The sequence below is a fragment of the Micromonospora globbae genome, from assembly GCF_036184225.1.
Taxonomy (GTDB): Bacteria; Actinomycetota; Actinomycetes; order Mycobacteriales; family Micromonosporaceae; genus Micromonospora; species Micromonospora globbae.
In genome coordinates, this window is sequence record NZ_CP108084.1 from 3,595,533 (window position 1) to 3,619,434 (window position 23,902).

General features: G+C 73.6%; 23 protein-coding genes and 1 pseudogene. 11 read left to right on the forward strand and 13 right to left on the reverse strand.

The features are described from left to right. Nucleotides 1–31: 31 nt before the first annotated feature. Nucleotides 32–991 (reverse strand): SDR family NAD(P)-dependent oxidoreductase, encoded by a 960-nt coding sequence (locus OG994_RS15845; RefSeq protein WP_328850165.1) that lies wholly within the window; start codon nucleotides 989–991, stop codon nucleotides 32–34. Between the two features lie 133 nt (nucleotides 992–1,124). Here OG994_RS15845 and OG994_RS15850 point away from each other — a divergent pair, with 133 nt between their 5' ends. Continuing rightward, nucleotides 1,125–2,024: a fructosamine kinase family protein gene (locus tag OG994_RS15850; RefSeq protein ID WP_328850166.1), complete on the forward strand. Its 900-nt coding sequence runs from the start codon at nucleotides 1,125–1,127 to the stop codon at nucleotides 2,022–2,024. A 61-nt stretch (nucleotides 2,025–2,085) separates the two neighbouring features. Here OG994_RS15850 and OG994_RS15855 read toward each other — a convergent pair whose 3' ends face one another. Genes OG994_RS15855 through OG994_RS15865 form a run of 3 tightly spaced genes read right to left on the reverse strand, consistent with a single transcriptional unit; the run spans nucleotide 2,086 to nucleotide 5,195 of the window. Then, on the reverse strand, nucleotides 2,086–3,864 hold the full coding sequence (locus OG994_RS15855) for an ABC transporter permease (protein WP_328850167.1): 1,779 nt from the start codon (nucleotides 3,862–3,864) through the stop codon (nucleotides 2,086–2,088). Between the two features lies 1 nt (nucleotide 3,865). Then, nucleotides 3,866–4,612: an ABC transporter ATP-binding protein gene (locus tag OG994_RS15860; RefSeq protein WP_328850168.1), complete on the reverse strand. Its 747-nt coding sequence runs from the start codon at nucleotides 4,610–4,612 to the stop codon at nucleotides 3,866–3,868. 43 nt (nucleotides 4,613–4,655) lie between these two features. Next, on the reverse strand, nucleotides 4,656–5,195 hold the full coding sequence (locus OG994_RS15865) for a PadR family transcriptional regulator (RefSeq protein WP_328850169.1): 540 nt from the start codon (nucleotides 5,193–5,195) through the stop codon (nucleotides 4,656–4,658). Nucleotides 5,196–5,367: 172 nt separating this feature from the next. On the opposite strand from OG994_RS15865, the gene OG994_RS15870 reads away from it, so the two are divergent. Further along, nucleotides 5,368–6,360 carry a LysR family transcriptional regulator gene (locus OG994_RS15870; RefSeq protein WP_328850170.1) on the forward strand — a complete coding sequence of 331 codons (993 nt, stop codon included), beginning with the start codon at nucleotides 5,368–5,370 and terminating at the stop codon, nucleotides 6,358–6,360. On the opposite strand, the gene OG994_RS15875 is transcribed toward OG994_RS15870, so the two are convergent. The 5 genes from OG994_RS15875 to OG994_RS15895 are packed head-to-tail and all read right to left on the reverse strand — an operon-like array spanning nucleotide 6,361 to nucleotide 10,330. Continuing rightward, entirely contained in the window at nucleotides 6,361–7,239 is an 879-nt protein-coding gene (locus OG994_RS15875; protein WP_328850171.1) for an ABC transporter ATP-binding protein, read from the reverse strand. It abuts the gene before it with no gap. 19 nt (nucleotides 7,240–7,258) lie between these two features. After that, entirely contained in the window at nucleotides 7,259–8,062 is an 804-nt protein-coding gene (locus tag OG994_RS15880; protein ID WP_120329488.1) for a hypothetical protein, read from the reverse strand. Continuing rightward, nucleotides 8,059–8,799, reverse strand: a complete 741-nt coding sequence (locus tag OG994_RS15885) for a hypothetical protein (protein ID WP_328850172.1) — start codon at nucleotides 8,797–8,799, stop codon at nucleotides 8,059–8,061. The genes OG994_RS15880 and OG994_RS15885 overlap by 4 nt, the downstream gene beginning before the upstream one ends. Next, nucleotides 8,796–9,689: an anti-sigma factor family protein gene (locus tag OG994_RS15890; protein ID WP_120329486.1), complete on the reverse strand. Its 894-nt coding sequence runs from the start codon at nucleotides 9,687–9,689 to the stop codon at nucleotides 8,796–8,798. Before OG994_RS15890 ends, OG994_RS15885 begins: the two co-directional genes overlap by 4 nt. Beyond that, nucleotides 9,686–10,330 (reverse strand): RNA polymerase sigma factor, encoded by a 645-nt coding sequence (locus OG994_RS15895; protein ID WP_328850173.1) that lies wholly within the window; start codon nucleotides 10,328–10,330, stop codon nucleotides 9,686–9,688. The genes OG994_RS15890 and OG994_RS15895 overlap by 4 nt, the downstream gene beginning before the upstream one ends. A 472-nt stretch (nucleotides 10,331–10,802) precedes the next feature. Between OG994_RS15895 and OG994_RS15900 the strand changes: the two genes are divergently transcribed. The 5 genes from OG994_RS15900 to OG994_RS15920 all read left to right on the forward strand — a co-directional run bounded on the left by OG994_RS15900 (nucleotide 10,803) and on the right by OG994_RS15920 (nucleotide 17,770). Beyond that, the gene (locus tag OG994_RS15900) at nucleotides 10,803–11,399 is read left to right on the forward strand and encodes a copper chaperone PCu(A)C (protein WP_328850174.1); all 597 of its coding nucleotides are present in this window, start codon (nucleotides 10,803–10,805) and stop codon (nucleotides 11,397–11,399) included. Next, a complete protein-coding gene (locus OG994_RS15905) occupies nucleotides 11,396–12,619 on the forward strand; it encodes a Dyp-type peroxidase (protein WP_328850175.1) in 1,224 nt (407 codons plus the stop codon). The genes OG994_RS15900 and OG994_RS15905 overlap by 4 nt, the downstream gene beginning before the upstream one ends. 31 nt (nucleotides 12,620–12,650) lie before the next feature. After that, nucleotides 12,651–13,268: a copper resistance CopC family protein gene (locus OG994_RS15910; protein ID WP_328850176.1), complete on the forward strand. Its 618-nt coding sequence runs from the start codon at nucleotides 12,651–12,653 to the stop codon at nucleotides 13,266–13,268. A gap of 56 nt (nucleotides 13,269–13,324) precedes the next feature. After that, complete coding sequence (locus tag OG994_RS15915) at nucleotides 13,325–15,430, forward strand: cytochrome c oxidase assembly protein (protein WP_328850177.1); 2,106 nt, start codon at nucleotides 13,325–13,327, stop codon at nucleotides 15,428–15,430. Between the two features lie 273 nt (nucleotides 15,431–15,703). Continuing rightward, the gene (locus OG994_RS15920) at nucleotides 15,704–17,770 is read left to right on the forward strand and encodes a hypothetical protein (protein WP_328850178.1); all 2,067 of its coding nucleotides are present in this window, start codon (nucleotides 15,704–15,706) and stop codon (nucleotides 17,768–17,770) included. 9 nt (nucleotides 17,771–17,779) lie between these two features. Here OG994_RS15920 and OG994_RS15925 read toward each other — a convergent pair whose 3' ends face one another. After that, complete coding sequence (locus OG994_RS15925; RefSeq protein ID WP_328850179.1) at nucleotides 17,780–18,400, reverse strand: TetR/AcrR family transcriptional regulator; 621 nt, start codon at nucleotides 18,398–18,400, stop codon at nucleotides 17,780–17,782. Between the two features lie 77 nt (nucleotides 18,401–18,477). Between OG994_RS15925 and OG994_RS15930 the strand changes: the two genes are divergently transcribed. The 3 genes and pseudogenes from OG994_RS15930 to OG994_RS15940 form a co-directional block, all read left to right on the forward strand. Further along, complete coding sequence (locus OG994_RS15930) at nucleotides 18,478–19,323, forward strand: alpha/beta hydrolase family protein (RefSeq protein WP_328850180.1); 846 nt, start codon at nucleotides 18,478–18,480, stop codon at nucleotides 19,321–19,323. After that, nucleotides 19,320–20,507, forward strand: a complete 1,188-nt coding sequence (locus OG994_RS15935) for a YbfB/YjiJ family MFS transporter (RefSeq protein WP_328850181.1) — start codon at nucleotides 19,320–19,322, stop codon at nucleotides 20,505–20,507. Before OG994_RS15930 ends, OG994_RS15935 begins: the two co-directional genes overlap by 4 nt. Before the next feature lie 11 nt (nucleotides 20,508–20,518). Then, nucleotides 20,519–20,729 (forward strand): annotated as a pseudogene (locus tag OG994_RS15940) (transcriptional regulator); the annotation flags it as partial. A gap of 128 nt (nucleotides 20,730–20,857) precedes the next feature. Here the strand turns inward: OG994_RS15940 and OG994_RS15945 are convergent. The 3 genes from OG994_RS15945 to OG994_RS15955 all read right to left on the reverse strand — a co-directional run bounded on the left by OG994_RS15945 (nucleotide 20,858) and on the right by OG994_RS15955 (nucleotide 22,839). Further along, nucleotides 20,858–21,646 (reverse strand): SDR family NAD(P)-dependent oxidoreductase, encoded by a 789-nt coding sequence (locus OG994_RS15945; RefSeq protein ID WP_328850182.1) that lies wholly within the window; start codon nucleotides 21,644–21,646, stop codon nucleotides 20,858–20,860. A 51-nt stretch (nucleotides 21,647–21,697) separates the two neighbouring features. Next, complete coding sequence (locus OG994_RS15950) at nucleotides 21,698–22,273, reverse strand: TetR/AcrR family transcriptional regulator (RefSeq protein ID WP_120329476.1); 576 nt, start codon at nucleotides 22,271–22,273, stop codon at nucleotides 21,698–21,700. A gap of 140 nt (nucleotides 22,274–22,413) precedes the next feature. Continuing rightward, a complete protein-coding gene (locus OG994_RS15955; protein WP_120329475.1) occupies nucleotides 22,414–22,839 on the reverse strand; it encodes a MarR family winged helix-turn-helix transcriptional regulator in 426 nt (141 codons plus the stop codon). Nucleotides 22,840–23,000: 161 nt separating this feature from the next. Here OG994_RS15955 and OG994_RS15960 point away from each other — a divergent pair, with 161 nt between their 5' ends. After that, nucleotides 23,001–23,843 carry an MBL fold metallo-hydrolase gene (locus OG994_RS15960; RefSeq protein ID WP_328850183.1) on the forward strand — a complete coding sequence of 281 codons (843 nt, stop codon included), beginning with the start codon at nucleotides 23,001–23,003 and terminating at the stop codon, nucleotides 23,841–23,843. Nucleotides 23,844–23,902: the final 59 nt, after the last annotated feature.

The following is a 23,902-nucleotide window of genomic DNA, read 5'->3' on the forward strand; positions in this document are numbered from 1 at the left end:
CCTGCGCCCGCGCCTGCGCGCGAACAGCGGTTCAGCCTGACGCCGGCCGGTTTGTGCGTGCCTGCGCGACGCCCAGCCAGGCGCCGAGCCGACGGCGGACGCCGATGCGGCGGTATCCGCCGTCCACCGCCCCGGTCGGTGGTGGATCGAACAGCGATCCCGACCCGGACGCCGCCGCGACCGGCCTCGTTATGAGCGTCGCGCTCCACCGGGCGACCACCGACTCGGTGACACGCGGCGCCAACCGGTGGGCGAACAGCGCCAGGTGTGCGACGAGTCCGGTCGTCACCTGCCGTCGCGGGCGGCGGGCGCACGCCAGGATCGTGGCGGCGAGGCGCTCCGGCGCGTACGCGGGCGGGATGGCGCGTAGCTGGCGGCCCGAGTGGTTGGCAGCTCGCCCGAAGAACGGCGTGTCGACCGGCCCGGGCAACACGAGACAGACCCGTATCCTCCGATGACCGGCGAACTCCTGCCGTAGGTTCAGGGCCAGCCCCCGGATGGCGAACTTCGTCATGGAGTAGAGCGGGACCAGCGGGTTCGGCAGGACCGACAGCAACGACCCGACGAGCAGGAGGACGCCGTGGCCCTGCGCCCGGAACGTCGCCACGGCGGCGCGGGCGCACAGCACGGTGCCGAACACGTTGGTGTCCACCAGCCGGCGGATCTCGTCCACCGACTCGGAGCCCAGCGGCGCGGCGATGCCGACGGCCGCCGCTTCGACCCAGACGTCGATCTGCCCGAACCGCTGCACCGCCAGCCGGGTCAGCCGCTCGACGGCCGCCGGATCGGCGATGTCGGTCGGTACGACCAGCGCCTGCCCGCCACGCGCTCGGCAGTCGCGTTCCACCTCCGCGAGCGCTTCCTCGCTGCGCGAGGCCAGGACCAGCCTGGCCCCCTCGCCGGCGAACGCCAACGCGGTCGCGCGGCCGATGCCACTCGACGCCCCCGTGACCACCACCACGGCGTCACGGAACGTTCCACGCCTGACCATCACGACCTCCCGCACCGCAGCAGAACGAGATCAGGCATCTACCCACGGGCGTGACGATCACGCCACGCGCGGCCTGCCGAACCCGGAAGGCCGGAGGCACAATGATCATCGCCCGTGAAAGGAGCATCCGGAGATGGAGGAGCCTGTCGTGGTGCCCCCGGCGACGTTCCTGCTGGAGTGCCTGTTCCGGGCCGGGATGCGCGATGTCGTCACCGTCGAGCCGGCCGCGGGTGGACTCGCGGCGCTCGCGGGGATCGCCACCCGCCGGGTGGGGCCGCCGGTGTTCGTCAAGGCCTTCGTCGAGGCGCCGGCCGACGACGTCTTCACCGCCGAGGCCGAAGGGCTGGCCGCCCTGCGCGAACTCGGCGGCGCGACGACACCGGAGGTGATCCTGGCGGACCGGGAGCTGCTCGTGTTGTCGGTGCTCCGGCCGAGGCCGCGCGGCGAGGCCTTCTGGGAGCGGTTCGCGCACATGCTCGCCCACCTGCACACGAAGACGACCCATCCGCGGTTCGGATGGCACCGCGACAACTGGCTGGGCCGCCGCCGGCAGATCAACACGTGGAACGACGACGGTTTCGCGTTCTTCGCCGAGCACCGGCTGCTTCGATGGCTCGGGCAGCCTCGCGTCGACGCGGCGCTCGACCGGGACGACCGGGCCGCGCTGGAGCGGCTGTGTCACCGGCTGCCCGACCTGCTGCCACAGCGGCCGGCATGCCTGACGCACGGCGACCTGTGGGCACAGAACGTCCTGGCCACTCCGGACGGGCGGCCCGCGCTGATCGACCCGGCGGTCTCCTACATGTGGGCCGAGGTCGACCTCGCCCATGTGTGGACCACCGCGCCCCCGCCCGAGGCGCGACGGTTCTTCGAGGTCTACGCCGAGCTGACCGCCCTCGACAACGACTGGCGGGCGCGCATGCCGATCATCCAGCTGCGCCAGCACCTCGCCGTGCTGGCCCAGTTCGACGACGACTGGGGCGCGGGAGAGCAGATCCGTGCCACCCTCGCCCCGTTCCGGAGACGAACCTGACCACAGGCCCGACACGTAACAGCGCGTCGCCGGCGACGGCCGCCGACGCCGTCGGGTCCGGTCAGGTGGGTGTGGATCGGAGGGTGTCCGCGACCGGACGTCGCGCGGCGAGCATCGCGGGGATGGCGGTGAGCGCGGCGATCGTGAGCAGGACCGCGAGCGCGACGGCGAACCACCAGGCATTGGGCGCGTAACGGATGCCGGGGTTGCTGGCGAGCACGTACAGCACGATGCCGGCCGGAATCCCGAGCGCGACGCCAGGCACTGCGGGAAGCGTCTGCGCCACCGCCATGCCCACGGTCACCTGTGCGGGCGTGGCGCCGAGCGCGCGGGCGACGGCCAGGGGATGGCGGTTGTCGAGGATCGCGCTCCAGGTGGTCACGACGGCGTTGACGAGCGCGAGGACGCACACCACGACGATGACGAGGAGCATGGCCTGGAGAGTCCGGGTGTCCCGGGGGTTGGCCAGCTCCGATTCACCGAGCTTGACCGTCCGGTCCTGCGCCAGGCCCATGAGCAGGGCGGCGAGCGCGGTCGTGGTGATCAGGGTGTTCAGCATGACGAGTCGGGCCCGGCGGGGGCGGCGGGCGTTGACGCGTACCCCGATCAGCAGGGCGGCGGGCATCCGGCGGGACAACCGCACGCGCCACCGGCGGCGGCGCGGCGGGGTGGCGGCGTCGTTCAGCGCGTGGACGGTGTCGGTGGTCGCGGCGCGCACCACTGGCCCGAGGGTCGCCGCGGCGGCGATGGCGAGGGCGAGCGCGGTGACGGTGACGACCGTGCGCAGTGGGGGCGGCTGGACTCCGGTGGAGCCGAGGAGCCCGGCGCCGGGGTTGGTCAGCGCGGGCGCGGCGAACCAGCCCACGGCCAGGCCGGTGCCGGCGGCGGCGAGCCCGATCACGAGGTATTCGGCGAGGTGGACGGCGGCCACCATGGCTGGCCCGGAACCGACGGCCTTGAGCAGCCCCACCCGACGACGTTGCTCGACGGCGCGACCGGCGACGATGCCGGCGACGCCGGCCACCGCGAGGATGGTGAGCAGCCAGCTGCCGATCAGTAGGGCCTTGTGCGCCTGCCGGACGAGCCTGCCGTCCGTTTCGGCGATCTGCACCCAGCTGGTGTATTCGATCCCGGCCGTGCTCCGGTGGCGGAACGAGGTGCTGGCGTGGGGGTCGGCGAGCCGCAGGTTCAGCGTGTACGACAGCGGGCGCCCGTCGGCCAGCAGGCTGATCTCGCTGCTGTCGACCCAGACCAGGCCGGCGAGCTGCACCAGGGGGCTGCCCGAGTCGATGCGCCAGTCGGCGCTCGGGTAGACGGCTCTGGCGGCGGTGACCGCGGTGCCGACCACCCGCAGCGGGTGGCCGTTGATCTCCACGGTGTCGCCGGTGCGCACGCCGAGGGCGTTGGCGAAGGTGGGTTCGACGACCACGCCGCCGGGGCGTACCCAGGTCCCGGCGGTCACCGCGGGGCGGTCGAGCGCCGCCGGGGAGTCGTCCCGGCCCTGGACGACCGCCTGCACGGTCTTACCGCGCGCCGTCAACATCAGGTAGGCCATCGGGTACGGCCCGCTGTGCGCGGTGACGCCGGGCGCGGTGGCCAGCGGCGCGAGGGCGGCCAGGGCCTGCTGGCCCGTCGCTGTCGGCGTCGCCACCACGTCCGGGCCCGCGGTCACCGCCCGGGTCCGCTCGTACGGACCGGCGAGAGCGTCGTTCAGGGCGAGGCCGAGGGTCAGCGTGCCGGTCGCGGCGCTGATCGCGATCACCAGCAGTACGGTCTCGGTGCGTCGCCGACGCACATCCCGCAGGAGCAGCCGACACACGAGCAGCAGACGCCCGGCCATCTCAGCGCCACCCGCCGTAGATCGTGCCCGTGCCGGCGGCGCTGCCGTTGCCGGCACCAGCGAACCGGCTGTCGTCGGCGAACGCCCCGTCCCGCATGGAGATCATCCGGTCGGCGATCGCGGCGATCCGCGCGTCGTGGGTGACCACCACCAGCGTCTGCCCCGCCGTACGCAGGTCCTCGAACAGCCGCAGCACCTCCAGGGTGGCGGCGCTGTCCAGGTTGCCGGTGGGCTCGTCGGCGAGCACGATCAGCGGCTCGTTGCTCAGCGCGCGGGCGATGGCGACCCGCTGGCGCTGGCCGCCGGACAGCGCCGACGGCAGGTGCCTGGCGCGGTCGGCGAGCCCGACCCGGTCGAGCAGGTCCAGGGCGCGCCGACGGGCCCGGCGGGGAGACTGCCCGGCCAGCAGCGCGGCCAGTTCGACGTTCTCCACGGCGGTGAGTTCGTCCATGAGGTGGAAGGACTGGAAGACGAAACCGATGTGCTGCCGCCGCAGCCGGGCCAGGGCACGCTCGCTCATGGTGTCGATCCGGTGCCCGGCCAGCCAGATCTCGCCGTCGGTGGGGCGTTGCAGCCCGCCGAGCAGGTGCAACAGGGTCGACTTGCCACATCCGCTGGGACCCATGACCGCCAACGTCTGCCCGGCCGGCACCTCCAGGTCGACCTCGTCGACCGCACGGACCAGCGCGCTCCCCCGCCCGTACCACCTGGTAACCCCGCGCGCCCGCAGCAGCGCCGATCCGCTCACGCCGCACCACCGGGCATGCCCTCGCGGCCCTCGCCCTGCTCGGTCATGGTTTCGCCTTCCGTTGGATCCGACCGCGTTCGGTCCACGTGCGTTCGCACGCCTCAAGCCACTCGAGGTCGGCCCGCAGGCGCAGCACGACCCCCTCCAGCAACAGCCCGGCGACCGGGTCCACCGACCGATCCAGCGCGGCCCGCTGGGTGTCCCGCAGCCGGCGCAGCAGTTCGCGCCGCTGCGCGTCGACCAGGGCCACCGGGTCGGCCAGCCGGGCGGCCGCGGCGGCGACCAGCTTGAGGTGGAACTCGCTGAGGTCCGGCTTCGGCCAGCTCACCTCGGTCAGCCACGCGGCGACCCGCTGCTGCCCGGCCGGGGTCAACGCGTAGACCCGGCGGTCGGGCCGGTCCGGCAGGCCCTCGGTGCGCTGCGACGTCACCAGCCCGGCCTTGGCCAGCCGGGCCAGCGTCACGTAGATCTGCCCGGCATTCATCGCTTCGCCGAGCGGGCCGAGCGCGGCCCGGATCCGGCTGCGCAGCTCGTAGCCGTACGCCGGCTCCTTCGCCAGCATGGCCAACACCACGTCCTGCACCCTGCGCACCCCCGTCGACCGACAATAGATAACCGCTAGCTATGGTGCTGTCAACTCCCGGCGGCCGGCATCGCTGGCGCTGACCGGGCAGCGGGAAGCGGGAGTACCCGCCGGTTCCTGAGCCGGTTCGGCGCGCCCCGACGACGAGGTGGGGCGGGCATAGGCTGAGCCGATGGACACCGAGGCAGTGCGATCGTTCGTCCGGGCGGCCGACCTCGGACAGCTGCGCCACGCGGCCGACGAGCTGGGTGTGACGCAGCAGGCGGTCTCGAAGCGGATCGCCGCCCTGGAGCGCGAGCTGGGCGTCCGGCTGTTCACCCGTACCGCCCGAGGGGTCGAACTGACGCTCGACGGCCGGGCTTTCCTGCCGCACGCCCGCGGCATCGTCGCGGATGTCGACCGCGCGGTCGCCGCGGTCCGACCTCGCTCGCGGGCCCTTCGGATCGACGTCCTGGGCCTGCGGAGCGCGCAGGCCGTCGCCCTGCACGACTACTGGCGGTCGCATCCGGAAACCGACCTCGACGTGGTGACCCTCCGGGTCGACGACCCCCACGTGGCGGCCGCCGCCGTGCAGACCGGCGATGTCGACGCCTCGTTCCGTACCGTCACCGATCCGGCCACGTTGCCGCGCGACGTGCGAATGATCCACGCCTTCGACTCCCCGCTGGAACTCCTCGTCGGGCCCCGGCATCCGCTCGCCTCCGCGCGGACACTGACACCGCCGCAGTTGCGCGGCCTGCGGATCCGGGTGCCGGGCATCGTGCCCCGCAGCGAATGGGCGGAGTTCTACGACCAGCTCGCCGCGGCCTTCGACCTCCACGTCGACGCGGCGGGCCCGAACTTCGGTGACGAGGTGCTCCTCGACGCCCTCGCGGACTCCGCCGACCTGGCCACCCTCGTCGGCGCACGCGACCGGTACATCTGGCCGGCGGGCCACGACCTGCGCCGCATCCCGATCGTGGATCCGACGCTCGCCTACCCGCTGTCCCTCCTGGTCCGCAGGACGAACCCGCACCCGGGGCTCCGGGCGGTCGTCGACCACTTCGCGCGCCTGGCACCGCTCCCCGAGCCGGTGTGGCTCCCGTCCTGGGCGCCGGCACCACGCCGCGGCGCCGGCGACACCGGGCGATCCGTGGTGCGCGCCGTCGCGTACCCCGTCGGGTAGTCACGCGGCGGGCGCCGGGATGTGTCGTTGCATGAGTGCGACGTACCCGTCCTCGAGGGTCGGCGCGACGGACGTCGCGTCGGGGCTCGGGCGCGCCTGGCTGATGACGCGGTACTGCGTGCCGCCCTCGCGGGTCACGGCCGACACCACGACGCCGTCGGTGGGTGGCGCCCCGGTGGTGGTCATCTGCCAGGTGGTGCCCTCGGCGGTCCGGGTCAGGTCGGTCACCGAACCGGTGTAGATGACCCGGCCAGCGGCGAGTACCGCCGTGTCGTGGCAGGTCTGCGCGATGTCCTCCACGATGTGGGTGCTGAGCAGCACGGTGCGTTCGCCGGCGAGCCCGGCCAGCAGGGTCCGGAACCGGATGCGTTCCTGCGGGTCGAGGCCAGCGGTCGGTTCGTCGACGATCAGCAGGGCAGGGTCGCCGAGCAGCGCCTGGGCGATGCCGACGCGGCGGCGCATGCCGCCGGAGAAGCCCTTCATCCGGCGGCCGGCGACGTCGGCCAGGCCCACCAGGTCGAGGAGTTCCCCGACCTGCCGGCGACGGGCGGTCGCGTCGTCCAGGCCCTTTAGCAGGGCCACGTAGTCGAGGAACTCACGGGGCGACAGGTCCGGGTAGAACCCCAGGTCCTGGGGTACGTAGCCGAGCCGGCGCTGGACGTTGCGCCGCCCGGAGCGGGTCGTCATGTCGTGTTCGCCGATGCGCACCTGGCCTCTTCCGGGGGCGATGACACCGGCCATGATCCGCATGAGGGTGGTCTTGCCGGCCCCGTTGCCGCCGAGCAGGCCGAACATCCCGCCACGCACGGTCAGGTCGACGCCCCGTAACGCGGTGACGCGGCCGAACGAGCGATGCAGTCCGGTGATGGCGATGTCCATGTCGTACACCTTCCGGTAGTCAGGCCGTACGCCGGCGGCCACGCAGCAGGCCGACTGCCAGGAGCGGGACCAGGCCGGCGACGACGAGCAGGGCGATGCTCGCCGCCGCGGCGGATCCGGTCGGTTCCGGGCGCAGGACCGGCAGCGGGCCGGGAATGCCGGCGTAGAGGACCGGCGTCCCCAACAGCCAGCTCGCCGCGTAGCTGCCGATCGGGCTCAACAGGGAGCCGGTGAGCGTGGGGAGGGTCGCCGGGAGGAGCACGTTGCCCCAGAACCAGTAGCCGACGAACAGGACCCGGAACAGCGGCGCGGTCAGGACCAACGGGCAGACCAGGGCGTACCCGGCGACGAAGACCAGGGCCGGGGCCAGGACGGCGGCGAACGCCGCGAGGCCCCACGGAATCATCGTGAGGTCGCCCCGGCGGACCGTCTCGTAGCCGGCCGCGACGAGCATCGCGGCCAGGGCGGGTGCGCCGGTCGCCGCGACACCGCCGAGGAAGGTGCCGGTGAGCCGGCCCGCCGGTCCGGGCGGGAGGCTCGCCAGCAGTTCGGCGGTGCGCAGCCGCCGGTCGCGCAGCAGCCTGTCGGCCAGCGCCATCCCGAACGCGATCGGCAGGATCACGGAGAACAGGAACGCCCACCGGGTCATCACCTCCCGGGCGGGGGCGCCGGGTGGCGCCGGCGCGTACCGGGGCCCCATCCCGAACCGACCGGCGGCGAGTGCTCCCGCCACGAGCGCGATCGTGATCCACAGGGATCGTCTGCGGATCTGCATCCGGAACTCGTACCGGCAGACGGCCAGCGTCGCCCGCACCCCGGTCACACGTCCTCCTCGGTCAGCATCCGCTCCGGTCGCCGCAGCAGGATCACGACGCCGACGGCGAACGGCACGATCGTGGCGGTGAGAAGGAGCCGGTCGGTCATCCAGCCCGGGTAGGCGTCGAGCCGACTGACCGGGAACAGGTACAGCGGCCGGGCCCAGGCGTGCGCCGCGAAGCCCGAGGCGAACAGCTGATGCGCCAGCCACACGCCGCTGGCGGCGGTGGTGGCCAGCAGCAGGCTGCGGGTGAGCAGCGCCACGAAGACCGCCAGCGCCCCCAGCCACGCCGTGGCCGGGGCCCAGAGCAGCGGTGACGCGGCCACCGGCGGCCCCGACCACAGGCCCGCCGCCCAGAGGACGCCGGTGAAGACGACAGCGACCACGGCGGTGGCACCGGCCAGCAACGCGAGCCGGCGGCCCAGCACCGTCGCGTAGCGGGTCGGGAGCGAGAGGTGCAACTCGCGGGCCCGGTCGGTGGCGACGACCGACGTCGCCGCCATCGCCACCGCGAGGGGCAGCAACGCCTCCAGCCCGGTGAGCAGGACCAGGGACACCTGCGGACGCCCCGCACCGTCACCAGCGGCGAGAACCGCCACCGCCGCCACCGCGACGACGGCCACGACGGGTGTGCAACCCGTGGCCCAGCCGAGCCGTCCCGCCTCGTGTCTCCACATCTCCACGTCGCTGAGTGCGCCGGCCGCCGGCGCCGGTTCACTCGCCGCACCCGTGATCCAGGTCATGATCCGAACCGGACGATCCGCGACGACGCCACCCGGGGCGCGAGCGCCAGCACTCCGACCACCAGGGCACCGGCGGCGGCCAGCACAGGCCACGACGTCCGCCACATCGCCTCGACCATGCCACCCACGGCGCCACCGACGTGCCCGGACGCGATCAGAACCCGCAGCACCCACAGGGCCAGAGCGGCCGACAGGCCGACCGCCGGACGCCACACCACCGAGAAGGCGAAGCTGACCGCGGACAGCAGCACCATCGGACCGAGCCACGCGGCCAGCAGCCTGCCCGGACCGCCCGCGCCGACGAGACTCAGCACCAGGGAACCGACCACCGAGGCCACGAAGACGGCACCGAGCACGAGGGTCAACCGGGCGAGCAGCACCGTACGCACCGACGTCGGCGTGGCCTGGATCAGCTCCTGGGGCGGTTCGTCTCCGCCGCAGGTGCCCGCCACCGCGAGCGCCGCGACCATCGGGACGACCACGGCGAGCACCGGCGGCGCCGGGACCGACGCCCAGGCGGCGAGCCCCATCCCGGCGACGAGCACCACGACGGAGACCGCCCACACCCGCCAGCCCACCAGCCGCCGCTGGTGGGCGAGCAGGCCCGCCGCACGGGCCAGCGGACGCGAGCCGGGCACCGCCTGGTAGACCGGTGGCCCGGCGGCACGGCCAGCGGCGTACGGCGTGGCGAGTCGGCGACGTACCGCGGCGAGGATGGAGGCGGGCGCGGGCGCCAGCCGGGACCGTACGCCGTCGGCGGTGCGCTGCCACGCGGCGGCCTCTTGCCGGCACGCCGCGCACCGGGACAGGTGCGCCGCGACCGCCGCCGCGCCGTCCGGGGTGAGCGTGCCGGCCGCGTACTCGGCGAGCTGATCGGTCGGGTGTCTCATCGCCGTCCCCCCTGTCGCGTCGGCTGTCTCGTCGCCGCTGCCCGGCCGGGTGTCTCGTCGCCGTCTCCCTGCCCGTCCGCCGGCCCGTCCGCCAGCGCCCGAGCGAGGACCACCCGGGCGTGGAACAGGCGGCTCTTGACCGTGCCGACCGGCACGTCGAGTACGGCGGCGATCTCGTCGCGGGTGAGCCCGGCGCCGAAGGCGAGGTCCAACACCTCCCGGTGGATCGAGGGCAGTTCGACCATCGCGGCCGCGACCGCCCGCGCGTCCGCCCGGGCGAGCGTGACCGCCTCCGGGCCCGGCTCGTCGGTGGCCACGCCGACGGCGGCGTCGATCGGGACGTGCACGGTCCCGCGACGGGCGCCCCCGCGACGCGACGCCTGTCTGCGGCAGATGCCGAACAGCCAGGTCCGGACCGTGGAGCGGTCCTGGAAGGAGCCGGCCCCTCGCCAGACCGCCAGCAGCGTGTCCTGAACCGTCTCCTCGGCGAGCTGACGGTCGGCGAGCAATCCCTCGGCGTAGGCCAGCAACGCCGGCCCGTGCCGGACGTACAGCACTTCGAGGGCAGACTCGTCGCCGGCGGCCACCAGACACAGCAGCCGCCGGTCGGCATCCTGCTGTCCCTCGACCGTCGCGCCCATTCCCACCTGGGTAGCGGCCCCGTCCGGGCAGGTTCACCGCGGCGACCCGGATGTGACACGAACCACTCGGCCGGCCCTCCCGGAACACGGCGTCACCGCCGGCCCGCAGACGTGTCCACACGCCACGGAGAAGCCACGGCCCGCGGCTCCCACGCCTGTCGACACGTGCGCAGCCCAACCGCCAGCGCATCGCCTGACCTGCGCGAAGACGCGATTCGTCGGGAACCCGGAGGCCCTGTGGGCCGACTACCGGTACGTGGGGTGCGGCCGCACGCCGTGACCGACCCCGGGCGTGCTGAGGCACGGATTCCGATGCTCTACGGCTGCCTCTCCCGGCTCCCGCCGCGGGCCGCCCGGGCTGCCTGCGGTCCAGAGCGGACCGGGGCTGGGTGAGATCAATCACTTATATCCAGGAACTTTCCTTTTGTCCCGCTCGACCAACCAGCGACAGACCATCAGCGAAGGGACCGCCATGCCCCGTACCAGCGTCGCCGCGCGCCGTCGCCCGGCCTTCCTGCTCGCCGCCGCCACGGCACTGCTCGCGGCCGGCGCCGTCGCCTGCGGCCAGTCGGGCGGGTCCTCCGCTCCCGAACCGAGCGCTTCGGCGTCGGGGGACGCGGACGCGGGTGTGCTCGGCATCCGCGATCCGTGGGTGAAGGCCGCCGACGAGGGCATGACGGCGGCGTTCGGCACGCTCGTGAACGACGGTGACGCCGACGTGACGATCACCGCGGCGGCCACCGACATGTCGCCGATGGAGCTGCACGAGATGACCATGAAGGACGGGACGACGGTCATGCAGCCCAAGCACGGCGGCATCCTCGTCAGGGCGCACAGCAGCACGGTGCTGCAGCCCGGCGGCGACCACCTGATGCTCATGGACCTCACGCGACCGGTGAAGGCTGGCGACGAACTCACCGTCACGCTCACGTTCGCCGACGGCCGTACACAGGCGTTCCGCGCCGTGGCCAAGCCCTTCGCCGGCGCGCAGGAGAGCTACGCACCCGGGCACGGCGACACGCCGGGCGCGAGCGCCACCCGCGGAACGAGCGCGAGCCCCGCGGCATGAGCGACTCGCCGACCGCGCGGCCGGTGAGCAGGCGTGGCGTGCTCACCGGTGGTGCCCTGGCCGCCGGGGGCGCGCTGGCCGGCGCCACCGCCGTCGCCGTCGCCGATCCCCCGCGGGTACGACCGGCCAGCACCGTGCCGGTCGCCGAGGTGGGCACCGCCGTCGAGCCGTTCCACGGGCCCCGGCAGGCCGGGGTGGCCACCGAGCCGCAGGCGCACGCGGCGTTCGTCGCGTTCACCCTCAGGCCCGGCACCGACCGGGCCGCGCTCGGCCGGATGTTGCGCCTGCTCTCCGACGACGCCGCCCGCCTGACGCAGGGCCGGCCCGCCCTGGCCGACACCGAACCCGAACTCGGGCTCCTTCCGGCCCGGCTCACGGTCACCTTCGGCTTCGGCCCCGGCTTCTACACCGCCGCCGGCCTCGACGCACGGCGGCCACCGTCGGTGGTCGACCTGCCGGCGTTCGGCATCGACCGGCTACAGCGCCGCTGGTCGGGCGGGGACCTGCTGTTGCAGATCTGCGCCGACGACCCGCTCACGGTCGCCCACACCCAACGGGTCCTGGTCAAGGACAGCCGGCCGTTCGCCACCGTCGCCTGGGTGCAACAGGGCTTCCGTCGCGCCGCCGGCGCCGAGCCCGGCCGCACCCAACGGAACCTGTTCGGGCAGATCGACGGCACGGCCAACCCGAGACCCGGCGCCGCGCTGGACGCCGCGGTGTGGGCGCCCGACGGGCCGGTCTGGCTGCGCGACGGCACCACCCTGGTCGTCCGCCGGATCAGCATGAACCTGGAGACCTGGGACCTGCTCGGCCGCACCGACCGGGAACTCGCCGTCGGCCGGCGCCTCGACACCGGCGCGCCGCTCACCGGGGAGGACGAGCACGACGAACCCGACTTCGCCGCCACCGGGCCCGACGGACTCGCCGTCATGCCCGACTTCTCCCACGTCACCCGCTCGCACGTCAGCGACGACCGGCTGAAGATCCTGCGGCGCCCGTACAACTACGACGGCGCGCCGACCCCCGACGGGCACGCCGACAGCGGCCTGATCTTCGCCTCGTACCAGGCCGACATCACCCGCCAGTTCCTGCCCATCCAGCAACGGCTGGCCGAGCGGGACCTGCTCAACGAGTGGACGACGCCGATCGGCTCCGCCGTCTTCGCCATCCCGCCCGGATGCGCGGAGGGCGGCTGGATCGGCCAGCAACTGCTCGACTGACCACGACCGACCCGGAGAGAAGCCGTCAGACATGTCTACTCGGATCCGCCGCCTGGCCAGCAGCGCTCTCGTCGCCGCGCTGGCGGCCATGACGGTGCTGCTGGCACCGGCCTCGCCCGCCGCCGCTCACAACACCCTGCGCGCGGCGACCCCCGCCCCGGAGGCGCGTCTCTCCGCCCCGCCGGCGCGCATCACCCTGGAGTTCGCGCAGAAGCTGGACCCCGCGTTCACCACCATCGTCCTCAGTGACGCCAGTCGGCGGAAGGTACGCACGAGCGAACCCACCGTCGCCGGAGCCACCGGGACCGTCACCGTAGACGAACCCCTCGCCGCCGGCAGCTACACCGTCGCGTACCGGATCGTGTCCGCCGACGGGCACCCGGTGCAGGGCTCCTACTCCTTCACGGTCGACGAGCCGGCCGCCGGCGCCGCCCCGGCCGCGTCGGGCGTCGCCGCCCCGGATGCGCCCGCGTCGGGAGTCGCCACCTCGGGGGGCGCGGCCCCGGATGCGCCGGCCAGCCCGGCCGCCTCGTCGTCCCGCTCGGAAGGTCGCGGTCCGTGGCCGCTGGCGGTCGGCGGCCTCGTCGTCCTCGCCGCCGCGGCCGGCGTGTTCCTGTCGCGGCGGCGCCGGCGCGGCACCACCGCCTGAACCCGCTCCACGGCGCCGAGCACGCCTCGCCGCCCCAACCAGCCAAGGTCACCCGCATGCCAGAAACGCGTTCGCCCCAGGCGCAGGGCTCCGGCCTCTCCCCCGCCGCGGCGACGGCCGCCGGCCACCTCCGGAGCGACCGGGGAAGCGGCAACCGTTCCCACGGCGGAACCGGCGCCGTCGTCGTGCCAGTCCTGGTCGTGGCGGCGGCCGCGGCCGCGCTCCTGGTCGGCCTGCGGGCCGGCGGCGCGCTCGCGGTCGCGATCCCCGGCCTCCCGGATCCCGGCCCCGTCACGACCTGGGCCCTGCCGGTGACCCGCCTGCTGAGCGACGCACTCGCCACCCTGACCGTCGGGATGCTGGTCACGGCGGCCTTCCTGCTACCCGGCGACGGACCGAGCGTCTCCCCGCACGGTTGGCTGCTGCTGCGGCGCGCCGGCCTCCTGTCCGCATGCTGGACGGCCGCCGCGCTGGCGTCGATCGTGCTCACGGTCTCGGACCTCCTCGGCGTCCCGCCGCAGCGGCTCAACACCGCGGCTGTCGTGAGCTTCGCGTCGTCGATCACCCAGGGGCGGGCCCTGCTGCTGCAGGCCACGCTGGCCCTGACCGTGGCGGTGTTGGCCCGGGTCGGCGTGTCCCGCGGACTCGCCGCCGCGGCGGCGGTGCTGGCGCTGGTCGCGGTGACGCCGCCGGCGTTCACCGGGCACGCCGCCGGGGCCGGCAACCACCAGACGGCGGTGAGCAGTCTCGTGCTGCACGTACTGGCCGCCGCCGTGTGGGTCGGTGGCCTCGCCGCGCTACTGGTGATCCGTCGCAGCCGGCAGATCGCCGACGCGGCCGCCCGCTACAGCCGCGTCGCCCTGTGGTGCTTCCTCGCCGTCGCCGTCAGCGGCCTCGCCAACGCGGCCGTCCGCCTCGGCTCGGTTGCGCAGCTCTGGCAGTCCCGGTACGGGTGGCTGGTCTGCGGCAAGCTCGTCGCGCTGGTCGTCCTGGGCGTCGTCGGCGCGGCGCACCGGTCACGGACCCTGCCGGCGATGCGCGCCGGGCAACGGGCTGCGTTCACGCGGCTGGCGGCCGGCGAGGTGGTGGTGTTCGCGGCGACGGTCGGCCTGGCCGTGGCGCTGTCGCGCAGTCCCACGCCGGCGGTGACCGACCCGGTGAACGCCGACCCGGTCACCGAGTTGCTCGGCTTCCCCATGCCGGCCGCTCCCACACCGGGCAACCTGCTCGGCCAGCCCCTGCCCGACCTGTTCTTCCTGACCGTGGCCGCCGTCGGGGCGTACGCCTATCTGGCCGGCGTGCGGCGTCTACGCCGCGCCGGGCACCGCTGGCCGGTGCCCCGGACCGCCAGCTGGCTCGCCGGCCTGCTCCTGTTCGCCGCGTGCACCAACCTGGGCGTCGCCCGTTACGCGTACGTCCTGTTCAGCGCCCACATGGCCCAGCACATGATGCTGTCGATGTTGGTGCCCATCCTGCTCGTCGGGGGCGCCCCGGTGACCCTCGCCCTCCGCGCGCTGCGCCGGCCCACCGACCCGCAGGTCCGCGGTGCCCGGGAGTGGCTGCTACGCGCCCTGCACAGCCGACCCGCCAGGGTGCTGACCCACCCGCTCGTCGCGCTCGCCATCTACAGCGGGAGCCTCTTCGGCCTGTACTTCAGCGACCTGCTCGGCACGCTGATGCGCTCCCACCTCGGCCACCTCGCCATGGTCGCCCACTTCGTCGCCTCCGGTTACCTGCTGTTCTGGGTGCTCGTGGGCGTCGATCCGGGCCGGCGTCGAGTCCCCCACCCCATCCTGGTGCTCGTCCACCTGGTCGCGATGATGGCGCACGGGTTCTTCGGGCTCGCGCTCATGCAGACCACCAGCCTCCTCGCTCCCGAGTGGTACGTCTCGGTCCACCCCGCCTGGGCGTCATCCCTGCTGGAGGACCAGAAGCTGGGCGCCGGCATCGCCTGGGCGTTCGGCGAGATCCCCGGCGCCTTCGTGATGGGGCTCCTCGTCCGCCAGTGGATCCGGGACGACCAGCGCGAACAGGCCCGCCTCGACCGGGCCGCCGACCGCGCGGAGGCCCGCGGCGAGGACGACGAGCTGGCCCGCTACAACGCCTTCCTCGCCGAGGCCAACCGGCGCGACCAGGACCGGCGCGGCGGACGGCGGCCCTAGCTGGCGAGCGCGCCCCACCTCTCGACGCCCGATCTCCGGTCGGGGCAGTTCGACGGTTCGGCAGCGGGTGACGGAGGTCGTTTGTGACCCTGTCGACGTGGCAGCAGCGGGTGACGGCGACACGGTCGAGTTGCGGGTGCACGGCGTGTCGGGCGCGCCGGCGGAGACGATCCTCGACCACCCCATCACCGTGCGCGTCGCCGGTGACCGGCATGCCGGGTTCTTCCGGGTCCGGCCGGGGACGGTGAGGCCGGTGGGGCGACCGCGGGGGTGGTGGTCGAGGCCTACCGCTGGGGGGCGTTGACCGCCGGCGCGGCGGTGCGCACGGCCTCGATGCTGTTGCTGCTGCCGTTCATGCTGGGCAACCTCGCGATCTGGTTGCGCCCCACCTCGTCCGACCGGTTCGGTCTGCTCGGCGGGTTGTGTCGCCTGCTCGCCGGCTCCCTCACCGTGGCGTTCACGCTCGCGATCGTCGGTGTCACCATGAACCTGGTGGGCTGGCAGTGCGTGCCGTACGCCGCGTGCCGCGCCCACCGCCCCTACCTCTCCTGGCTCGTGGCGCTGCCGATGGGCACCCGGTTGGCGGTGTTGGCGCTGCTCCCGCTCGTCGCGTTGCGCCTGTTCTGGGCGATCGGCGCCCGGTCGGCGCGCGCCTTCGAGGGCTTCCGCCCGTCGCCGCCGCGACCGCCGCGGGCGGAGATGACCGGGAGCCTCAGCACGCCGGGGTTCTGGGACGACGAGCGGCTCACCTCGTGGCTGCGGCACATCCACGTCGGGCTCGGCGCCGGCATGGTCGACGTCAGCCTGCTGATCGGCGTCTCCGGCGACAGGCGGAACCTCGTGGGCGCGCTCCTGCTGGACGCCGCCGCGGGCCTGGTGCTGTTCTGCGTGGTCCTGCTCTTCCTGCCCGTGCCCGCGGGGCACGGCCAGTCGCGGCGCTTCCTGCGCCTGCTGTGGATGGTCGTCGCCGGTGTGACCGCCCTGAGCCTGGGTTACGCGGCGTCGACCCGCGAGGTGCCGGTCGTCGTCGGCCAGATGCCGGGATACGAGGGCAGCGTCGCCGGTGTGGTGGCGGTGCAGGGCGTCCTGCTCGTGATGATCGCCGCGGTCACGGTCGCGCGGCAGCGGCGGCACCCGCCCCGGGCACGTCCGTTCCTGCGCGGGCTCGGCACGCCCCTGGTGGCGGCGTTGTCCGTGATCGTCGCCTCCGCGTTCACGGCCACCCTCGTGTTCCGCGTCGCCGACCACCTCGACCGCGGCAACATCCCCGACCCGATCCGGCCGAACCCGCCGGCCCTCGGGCCGTTGGAGCCGCCCGTGGCGTACTGGTGGGCCGCCCTCGCCGGGCTCACCGCCCTGCTGATCGTCACCCTCTTCGCCGCCCTCTCGCTGCTCACCAGCCGACGACGGCGACGGGCCCGTGCGGAGCGCGTCGTCGAGCAGGACTATCCCGACGCCCCCGCCTCGGCGGCGCCACGACTCGAGGCGGTCCGCGACACCATCGCCCGGTCCCACGTGGCCGAAGAACTCGGTCCCATGCTGGTGGCGTTCTTCGTGATCTCCTCGCTCGGCCTGGCCTCCGTGGTGCTCGACCTCGTCGGGATCGGTCCCACCCAGATCGCCGCCATGATCAGCGGGGAGCGCGACGGGACCGCCATGCTCGCCGCGTACGTCACCGACGCCGGGATCTGGGTCATCAGTCTGCTCGTCATCGGGCTGCTGGTCCTGGGCTTCCGCGCCTACCGGTCGGCCGAGACGCGACGGCTCGTCGCGATCCTGTGGGATCTGGGCACCTTCTGGCCGCGCACCGTCCATCCGTTCGCGCCCCCGTGCTACGCCGCCCGGGCCGTACCCGAACTGGTCAAGCGGGTGTCCGGGCTCGCCGCGCGCGGCCGGGTGGTCATCTCGGGACACAGCCACGGCTCCGTCCTAGCCGCGGCCACCGTCCTGCAGTTGTCCCCGGCCGTCCTGCCCCGCGTCGCCATGCTGAGCTACGGCTGTCCCCTGCACCGCATCTACGCGCGCCTCTACCCCGCCTACGGCGAGCGCACGCTGTGTGACCTCGGTGAACGACTCGAATGGCGCTGGCGCAACCTCTGGCGGGACACCGATCCGATCGGCGGGCCGGTCTTCGACGGCCGTCGCGGGGTGCGATCCTGCGGCGACGGAGCGGCCGAGGCGGTCGACGTCCGGCTACGCGACCCCCGTTCGGTGACCATCGACCCGGCGGACACGGTGCCACCACCGGTCGAACGTCACTGGCCGTACCACACCCAGCCCGAGTACCAGGCCGCCGTACGGGATCTCAGCGGTCTGTTCGACCCCGACGGCCTGCGGTAGGGCCACGCGTCACCCGCGCCGCACGCCTCCCGAGTGCCCGTCGCGGCGTCTGGTCGCGTGGTCCAGGAGGGCGAGGGCCGCGTCCCGGGCGTCGTCGGCCGCGCCCGGGCCGTCGTGGTGGTCGGCGACCACGATGGCGCCTTCCAGGAGCAGGAGGAGCTGTCGCCCCAGGGCGGCGGGATCCGCCGCTCCGGCTCGCGCGGCGATCGTGGTGAGCAGCTCCAGGTGGCGGCCGAGATGGCGCGTGGCGATGGTGCTGGCCGGCGTGGTGTGGTGCTGGGTGGCGGCGTTGACGATCGCGCAGCCGCGGAATCCGGGCTCGTTGAACCAGCCGCCGAGGGCGTCGAAGACCGCGGCGAGCTGGGCCGCCGGCTCGTCGCCCGCGTCGGCGGCGGCCCGGGCCAGCCAGCGCGTGACGCGATCGCTGCGGGCTTCCAGGACGGCGCGGACGAGCCCGTCCTTCGACCCGAAGTGGCGGTAGAGCGTCTCCTTGGAGATGCCCGCTTCGGCGCACAGCTCCGCGATGCCCACGCCGTCGAGCCCGCGGGAGTAGAGGATGCCCTCCGCCGTGCGAAGGACCGCGGCACGGGTGCGGTCGGGGTCCAGGCTGCTGCCTCTGGGAACGGGCACGGATAGATGGTACCAGTCGGTTCGATCTCCTGCTACCGTCCTGATCGAACCGACCGGTTCGATCTAAGGAGTACGCCGTGCCGGACCCCCTCGTCACCGACCCCGTCCCCACGCAGGGACCCGCCGCCCGCACAGTGCCCGTGACCTTCGACAGCGCGGGTACGACGCTGCTGGGTGTCCTGCACCTGCCGCCGGGCCCCGGCCGGCACCCCGTCGTGGTCCTGCTGCACGGCTTCCCCGGCACCGAGCGGAACTTCGACCTCGCGCAGGCGTTGCGGCGAGCGGGCTACGCGGCGCTGGTGTTCCACTACCGCGGCTCCTGGGGCATGGACGGCTCCTGGTCGTGGGCGCACATGCTGGAGGACTCCGCTCGCGTCGTCGCCCGCCTGCGCGAACCGCAGGCAACCACCGCCCACGCCCTCGATCCGCGCCGGCTGGCCGTCATCGGCCACAGCGCGGGCGGTTTCGCCGCGCTGATGACCGCCGCCGCCGATCCCGGCGTGGCCGCCGTCGGTTCGGTGCTCGGCTTCGACTTCGGCACGGCCGCCGCCGCCTGCCGGAGCGACCCGGCCGTACGCGCCACCTACCTCGACGACTGGGCGGGCGAACTGCTGCCCCTGCGCGGCACCAGCGCGCCGGCGCTGGTCGCGGAGATGGAGGCGGCAGGCGACGCGTGGCGACTCGCCCGGCTCGCGCCGCGGCTCGCCACCCGCCCCGTCCTGCTGATCGGCGCCGACCGCGACACCGTCACCCCCGCCGGCATCCACCACGGACCACTGGTCGACGCCTACCTCGCCCACCCCGTCCCCGGCCTCGAGCACCACGTCTTCCCCACCGACCACGCCCTGTCCGACCATCGGGTCGCCCTCGCCCGCACGGTCATCGCCTTCCTCGACAGGCACCTGAAGGACGTCGCCCGGTGAGCTCGGTCCCCACCCCGGCCGCGGATTCTCTCCCCCGACGCGCTCCCGCACACTGGTGGACCGCCGCACGACTGGCCCTCGGCACCGCCTCGGCCCTGGGGATCTCCCGCTTCGCCTACGGCCTGCTCCTGCCGGCCATGCGCACCGATCTGCACTGGAGCCTTGCCCGAGCCGGTGCGCTGACGACCGCCAACAGCGTCGGATACCTCCTGGGAGCCGCCCTCGCCGGCGTCGCGGCGCGGCGGTGGGGGCCGACCGTCACCTTCCGCCTGGGCATGGTGCTCACCGCTCTGTCCCTGGCCGCCACCGCGGTGAGCAGCGCATACCTGGCGCTGCTCACCGCGCGCACGGCGGCAGGCGTCGGCGGCGCCCTGGTCTTCGTCGCCGGGGGCGTGATCGCCTCGCGCGGCGCCGCCGCCGCGCGCTCGCCCGCCCCGATTACGATCTACTTCTCCGGCGCCGGGCTGGGCATCGCCCTCAGTGGCGCGTCGCTTCCCGGCCTGCTGGCGCACGCCCCGCACGACTGGCCGGCGGCCTGGATCGGCCTGGCCGCCTTCGCCGTCCTGGCCACCGCCGCCAGTTGGACCGCCGCCCGCGTCGACGAACCCGAACTCCGGTCCGCCGCGGGCCGACGCCGGGTACGGCGTCTGTGGCGCACCGCCGTCGCCTACCTGCTCTTCGCCGGCGGATACATCGCGTACGTCACCTTCCTGTCCGCCGCCCTCGGTCAGGAACGCACGCCCGTGTGGCAGATCAGCATGCTGTGGACCCTGCTGGGGATCAGCGCCATGGCCGCACCGCGCGTGTGGGATCCCCTGATCGGCAGATGGCCACCGGCGCGCGTCCTCACCACGCTGCTGGCGCTCCTCGCCGCCGCGAGCGCCCTCCCCCTCGTCAGTTCCTCGTATGCCGTCCTCGCCGTCTCGGTCCTGGCCTACGGCGCCACCTTCATGACCGTTCCGGCCGCCGTCACCGCGACCATCCGCGGCGCGACGCGCCCCGAGGACTGGGCACCCACCCTCTCCGCGTTCACCACGGTCTTCGCCGCCGGCCAGACCGTCGGGCCGTGGGCGGCCGGGGCCGTCGCCGACCGCACCTCGGCCGCCGCCACGCTCGCCTGGACCGCTGCCCTGTGCGCGGCGGCCGCGCTCGTCGCGGCAGCCCCGAGCGGCCCTGCCCGCTGACGACCAACGCAGCTCACCTTCACGTACTCGACGAACGTGCGGCCGCCGGGCGGGAGCCGGACCTGCTGCTGCATCGGCAAGCCTGTTTCTTCGCCGGATCCCACCAGGGCGGCGGCAGGATGGCTCAGCCAGACCACCGCCCGCGCACACCAGGACGACGCCTGCCAGCGAGCAGCCCTGAACTGTTCGGCCTACTGGGTGGGCGAAATCCCGTACCGCCGCCACCGTCACCTGAGACGGAAGCGCCGCTCGCGAGAAGTGCCTGATGGTCCATGACGCGCGAGACTCGCCCCTTCGGCGGATCCTGCCGAAGGGACGAGTTCGGGGGTGATCCGCTCTCGCAGCATCCGTCAGATGGTCTTGACCTGGCCGCCGTCGAGGACGAACTCGGCCCCGGTGGTGTTCGCGGAGCGGGCGGAGGCGAGGAACAGGACCAGGTCGGCGACCTCGCGCGCCTCGGTGATCCGGCCGGTGCTGATCGCCATGCTCTGCGGCACGACCTCGTCGAGCGCCTGCTGGGCGGTGACTCCCGCGCCGGCGGCGACCGCGTGGGCGAAACCGTCAGGCCTGGTCCAGAACGGAGTCCGCACCGGACCGGGCGAGACAGCGTTGACCCGCACGCCGCGTGGCGCGAACTCCTCCGACAGGCTCTTGGTCAGGTTGGTCACCGCTGCCTTGGCCGCGGAGTAGTCGACCACCATCGGGAACGGCAGCCGGGCGTTGATGCTGCTGATGTTGACGATCGCCCCGCCGTTGCCCAGCAGGGCGGGCAGGGCCGCCCGGGTGGTACGCACAGCGCTCAGGAACGTCACGTCGAAGACCCGCGCCCACTCGGCGTCGTCGACGTCGAGGAATCCTGACCGTGCGCTGCCCGCGCCGACGTTGTTGACCAGCACGTCCAGGCGCCCGTACGTCGACAGCGCGGTGTCGACGAGCCGCTGCGGGGTGTCCGCGTCGGTGATGTCCGCCAGAACGACGGTGGCCCCACGCGCGGTCAGGGCCTCAAGCTCGGGTGTGCGCGTACGGCTGCTCGCCACCACGTGCGCACCCTCGTCGAGCAACGCCGACACGGTCGCCAGGCCGATGCCCTTGCTCGCGCCGGTGACGATGGCGACCTTGCCCTGCAGTTCGAGATCCACTTCAACTCCCCAGTTATTGACTGATCGGTTCCAAATTCGGGTAACAAAAGGTCAGTCGAGCGCGCCCAGGGCGACCTCCACGGCGTTGTCGAGGAACTCGCGATCGGCCCGCGCCTTGCCCATGACCCGGAGGCCCTGGATGAACGTGGTCAGGAACTGGGCCAGCTCCCGCGGCTTCTTGTCCGCCGCGATCTCCCCTCGGGCCCGGGCCCGCTCCAACGCCCCCGCCAGGGCCGACTCGATGCGACCCATCGTGCGGGACACCTGCTGCACCGTGTCCGGATGCGTCGAGCGCTCGGTGGCCGCGTTGACCAGCAGGCATCCCCGCTCCGGATCGGCCAGGTCGGCCTCCACCAACTCCAGGAGCACCGCCCGGATCGCCGGACGCACCTGCTCCGCCCGGTCCAGCACCTCGACAAGCCCTTCCGCGTGGCGCTGGCAGTAGCGGCGAAGCGCCAACGCATAAAGCTGTTCCTTGGATCCGAACGCCTTGTAGAGGCTGCCCCGGGCGATCCCGAGACCCTCCACGAGGTCCTCGGTCGAGGTCGCCTCGAATCCCTGACGCCAGAACAACTCCATCGCGCGGTCCACCGCCGCGTCGATGTCGAACGTCCTCGGCCTGCCCATGGGGCAACCGTACGGGATAAGGAACCGATCGGTCCACAACTGTGGGGGCGGTCACCCGACGGCCCACGCCGTCGCCGCGGGGGCGAATCGAGTACGTCTCCGACGGGCGCTTGCGGCGCCCGAGGATGCGCGGTGCGAGGTCAGCGAATGAGAGCGCGGGTGAGCAGGTGCTGCAGGACGTCCCGCTCCTCGGGGGCCAGCGGGGCCAGGGGCGAGTCTTCGGCGAGCAAGGCGAGCAGGCGTTCGCGCAGTTCGGTGCCCTTGGGTGTCAGGACGAGCTGCTTGGCCCGGCGGTCGTCGGGATGGGGATGGCGTTCGAGGTAGCCCTGCTCTTCGAGGCGATCGGCGACGAAGGTGACGTTGGAGGGCTCGCAGCTCATCCGTTCGGCGAGTTCACGCAGGGTCATGGGTCGGGTCAGCTCGCGCAGCGCCGTGCCCTGTGAGGCGGTCAGACCGAGGGTGGTCGCCCGGACCCGAAGGTGGGCTTCGATCTGGCTGGCAAGACCGTTGACCAAGCCGCACAGCTGGCGGTCGGCTTGGGCTCGGGTCTCGCGCTCGGTGGCCATGGCACGAGTTTACTCCAACTGAATTAGTTGCAACTAGATCCGTTCTAGTTGTAACTTTCGGTCCGCACCGCCGCCCGGCGGCACCTCTTCGCACACGAGGCAAGGACCACATGGCCACGGCGCCCGATTCCGACCGTTCACGACTGACCACCGCATCGCGGGTGCGTACGCTCTCCCTGGGCGACTTGACGATCACCCACGTCCCGGACGGGATGGTGCGGCTCAAGCCCGGCGGCTGGCTGCCCGCCGCCACCGACGCCGACTGGGCGGCCCACCCCGATCATCTCGACGACGGCGGCTTCCTGGTCGCGAGCATCGGCGGGCTGCTGGTCGAGCGGGGTGAGCGGGCGCTGCTCATCGACACCGGGTTCGGACCCGAGTCCTACCCCGACGACCCGACCAACCCCCTGTACGGAAGCATCCACGGCGGCGAGCTGCTGGACAGCCTGCGGCGGCTGGGCCGGGAGCCGAGCCGGATCGAGGCCGTCGCCATCACCCACCTGCACACCGACCACCTGGGCTGGGCGTGGAGCACCGCGCCCGGCACCGGCACGCACCCGTTCGGGCACGCCACCCACCTCGTCGCCGCACCCGAGTGGCAGCGACGCGATCTGGCCGCCCAGGGCGGGGCGACCGAGGACCGTCTGGCCGCCTTCGCACCCCGCGTCCGTGAGATCGAGGACGGCGACGAGATCTTCCCCGGCGTGCGGGCGTCGTTCGCGGCCGGACACACCGTGGGCCACACCACGTACACCATCACCGGCGGCGGCCGGCGGCTCATCGCGTTCGGCGACGCGCTGCACGCGCCGATCCAGGTCACCCACCCCGAGTGGTCCTGCGGCATCGACCACGACCCCGCCGAATCCGCCGAGCACCGCCGCCGCCTCGTCCACGAGCTGAGCCGCCCCGACACCGTCGGCTACGGCTGCCACTTCGCCGACGTGGTCTTCGGCCGCGCCGAGCGCCGCCCCGACGGCCGGTTCACCTGGGTCCCCGTCGCCTGACCGTCGGCCACCCGGCCCTGGAACGGCCGTGATCCGCGGTGCACCGAGACAACAAGCAG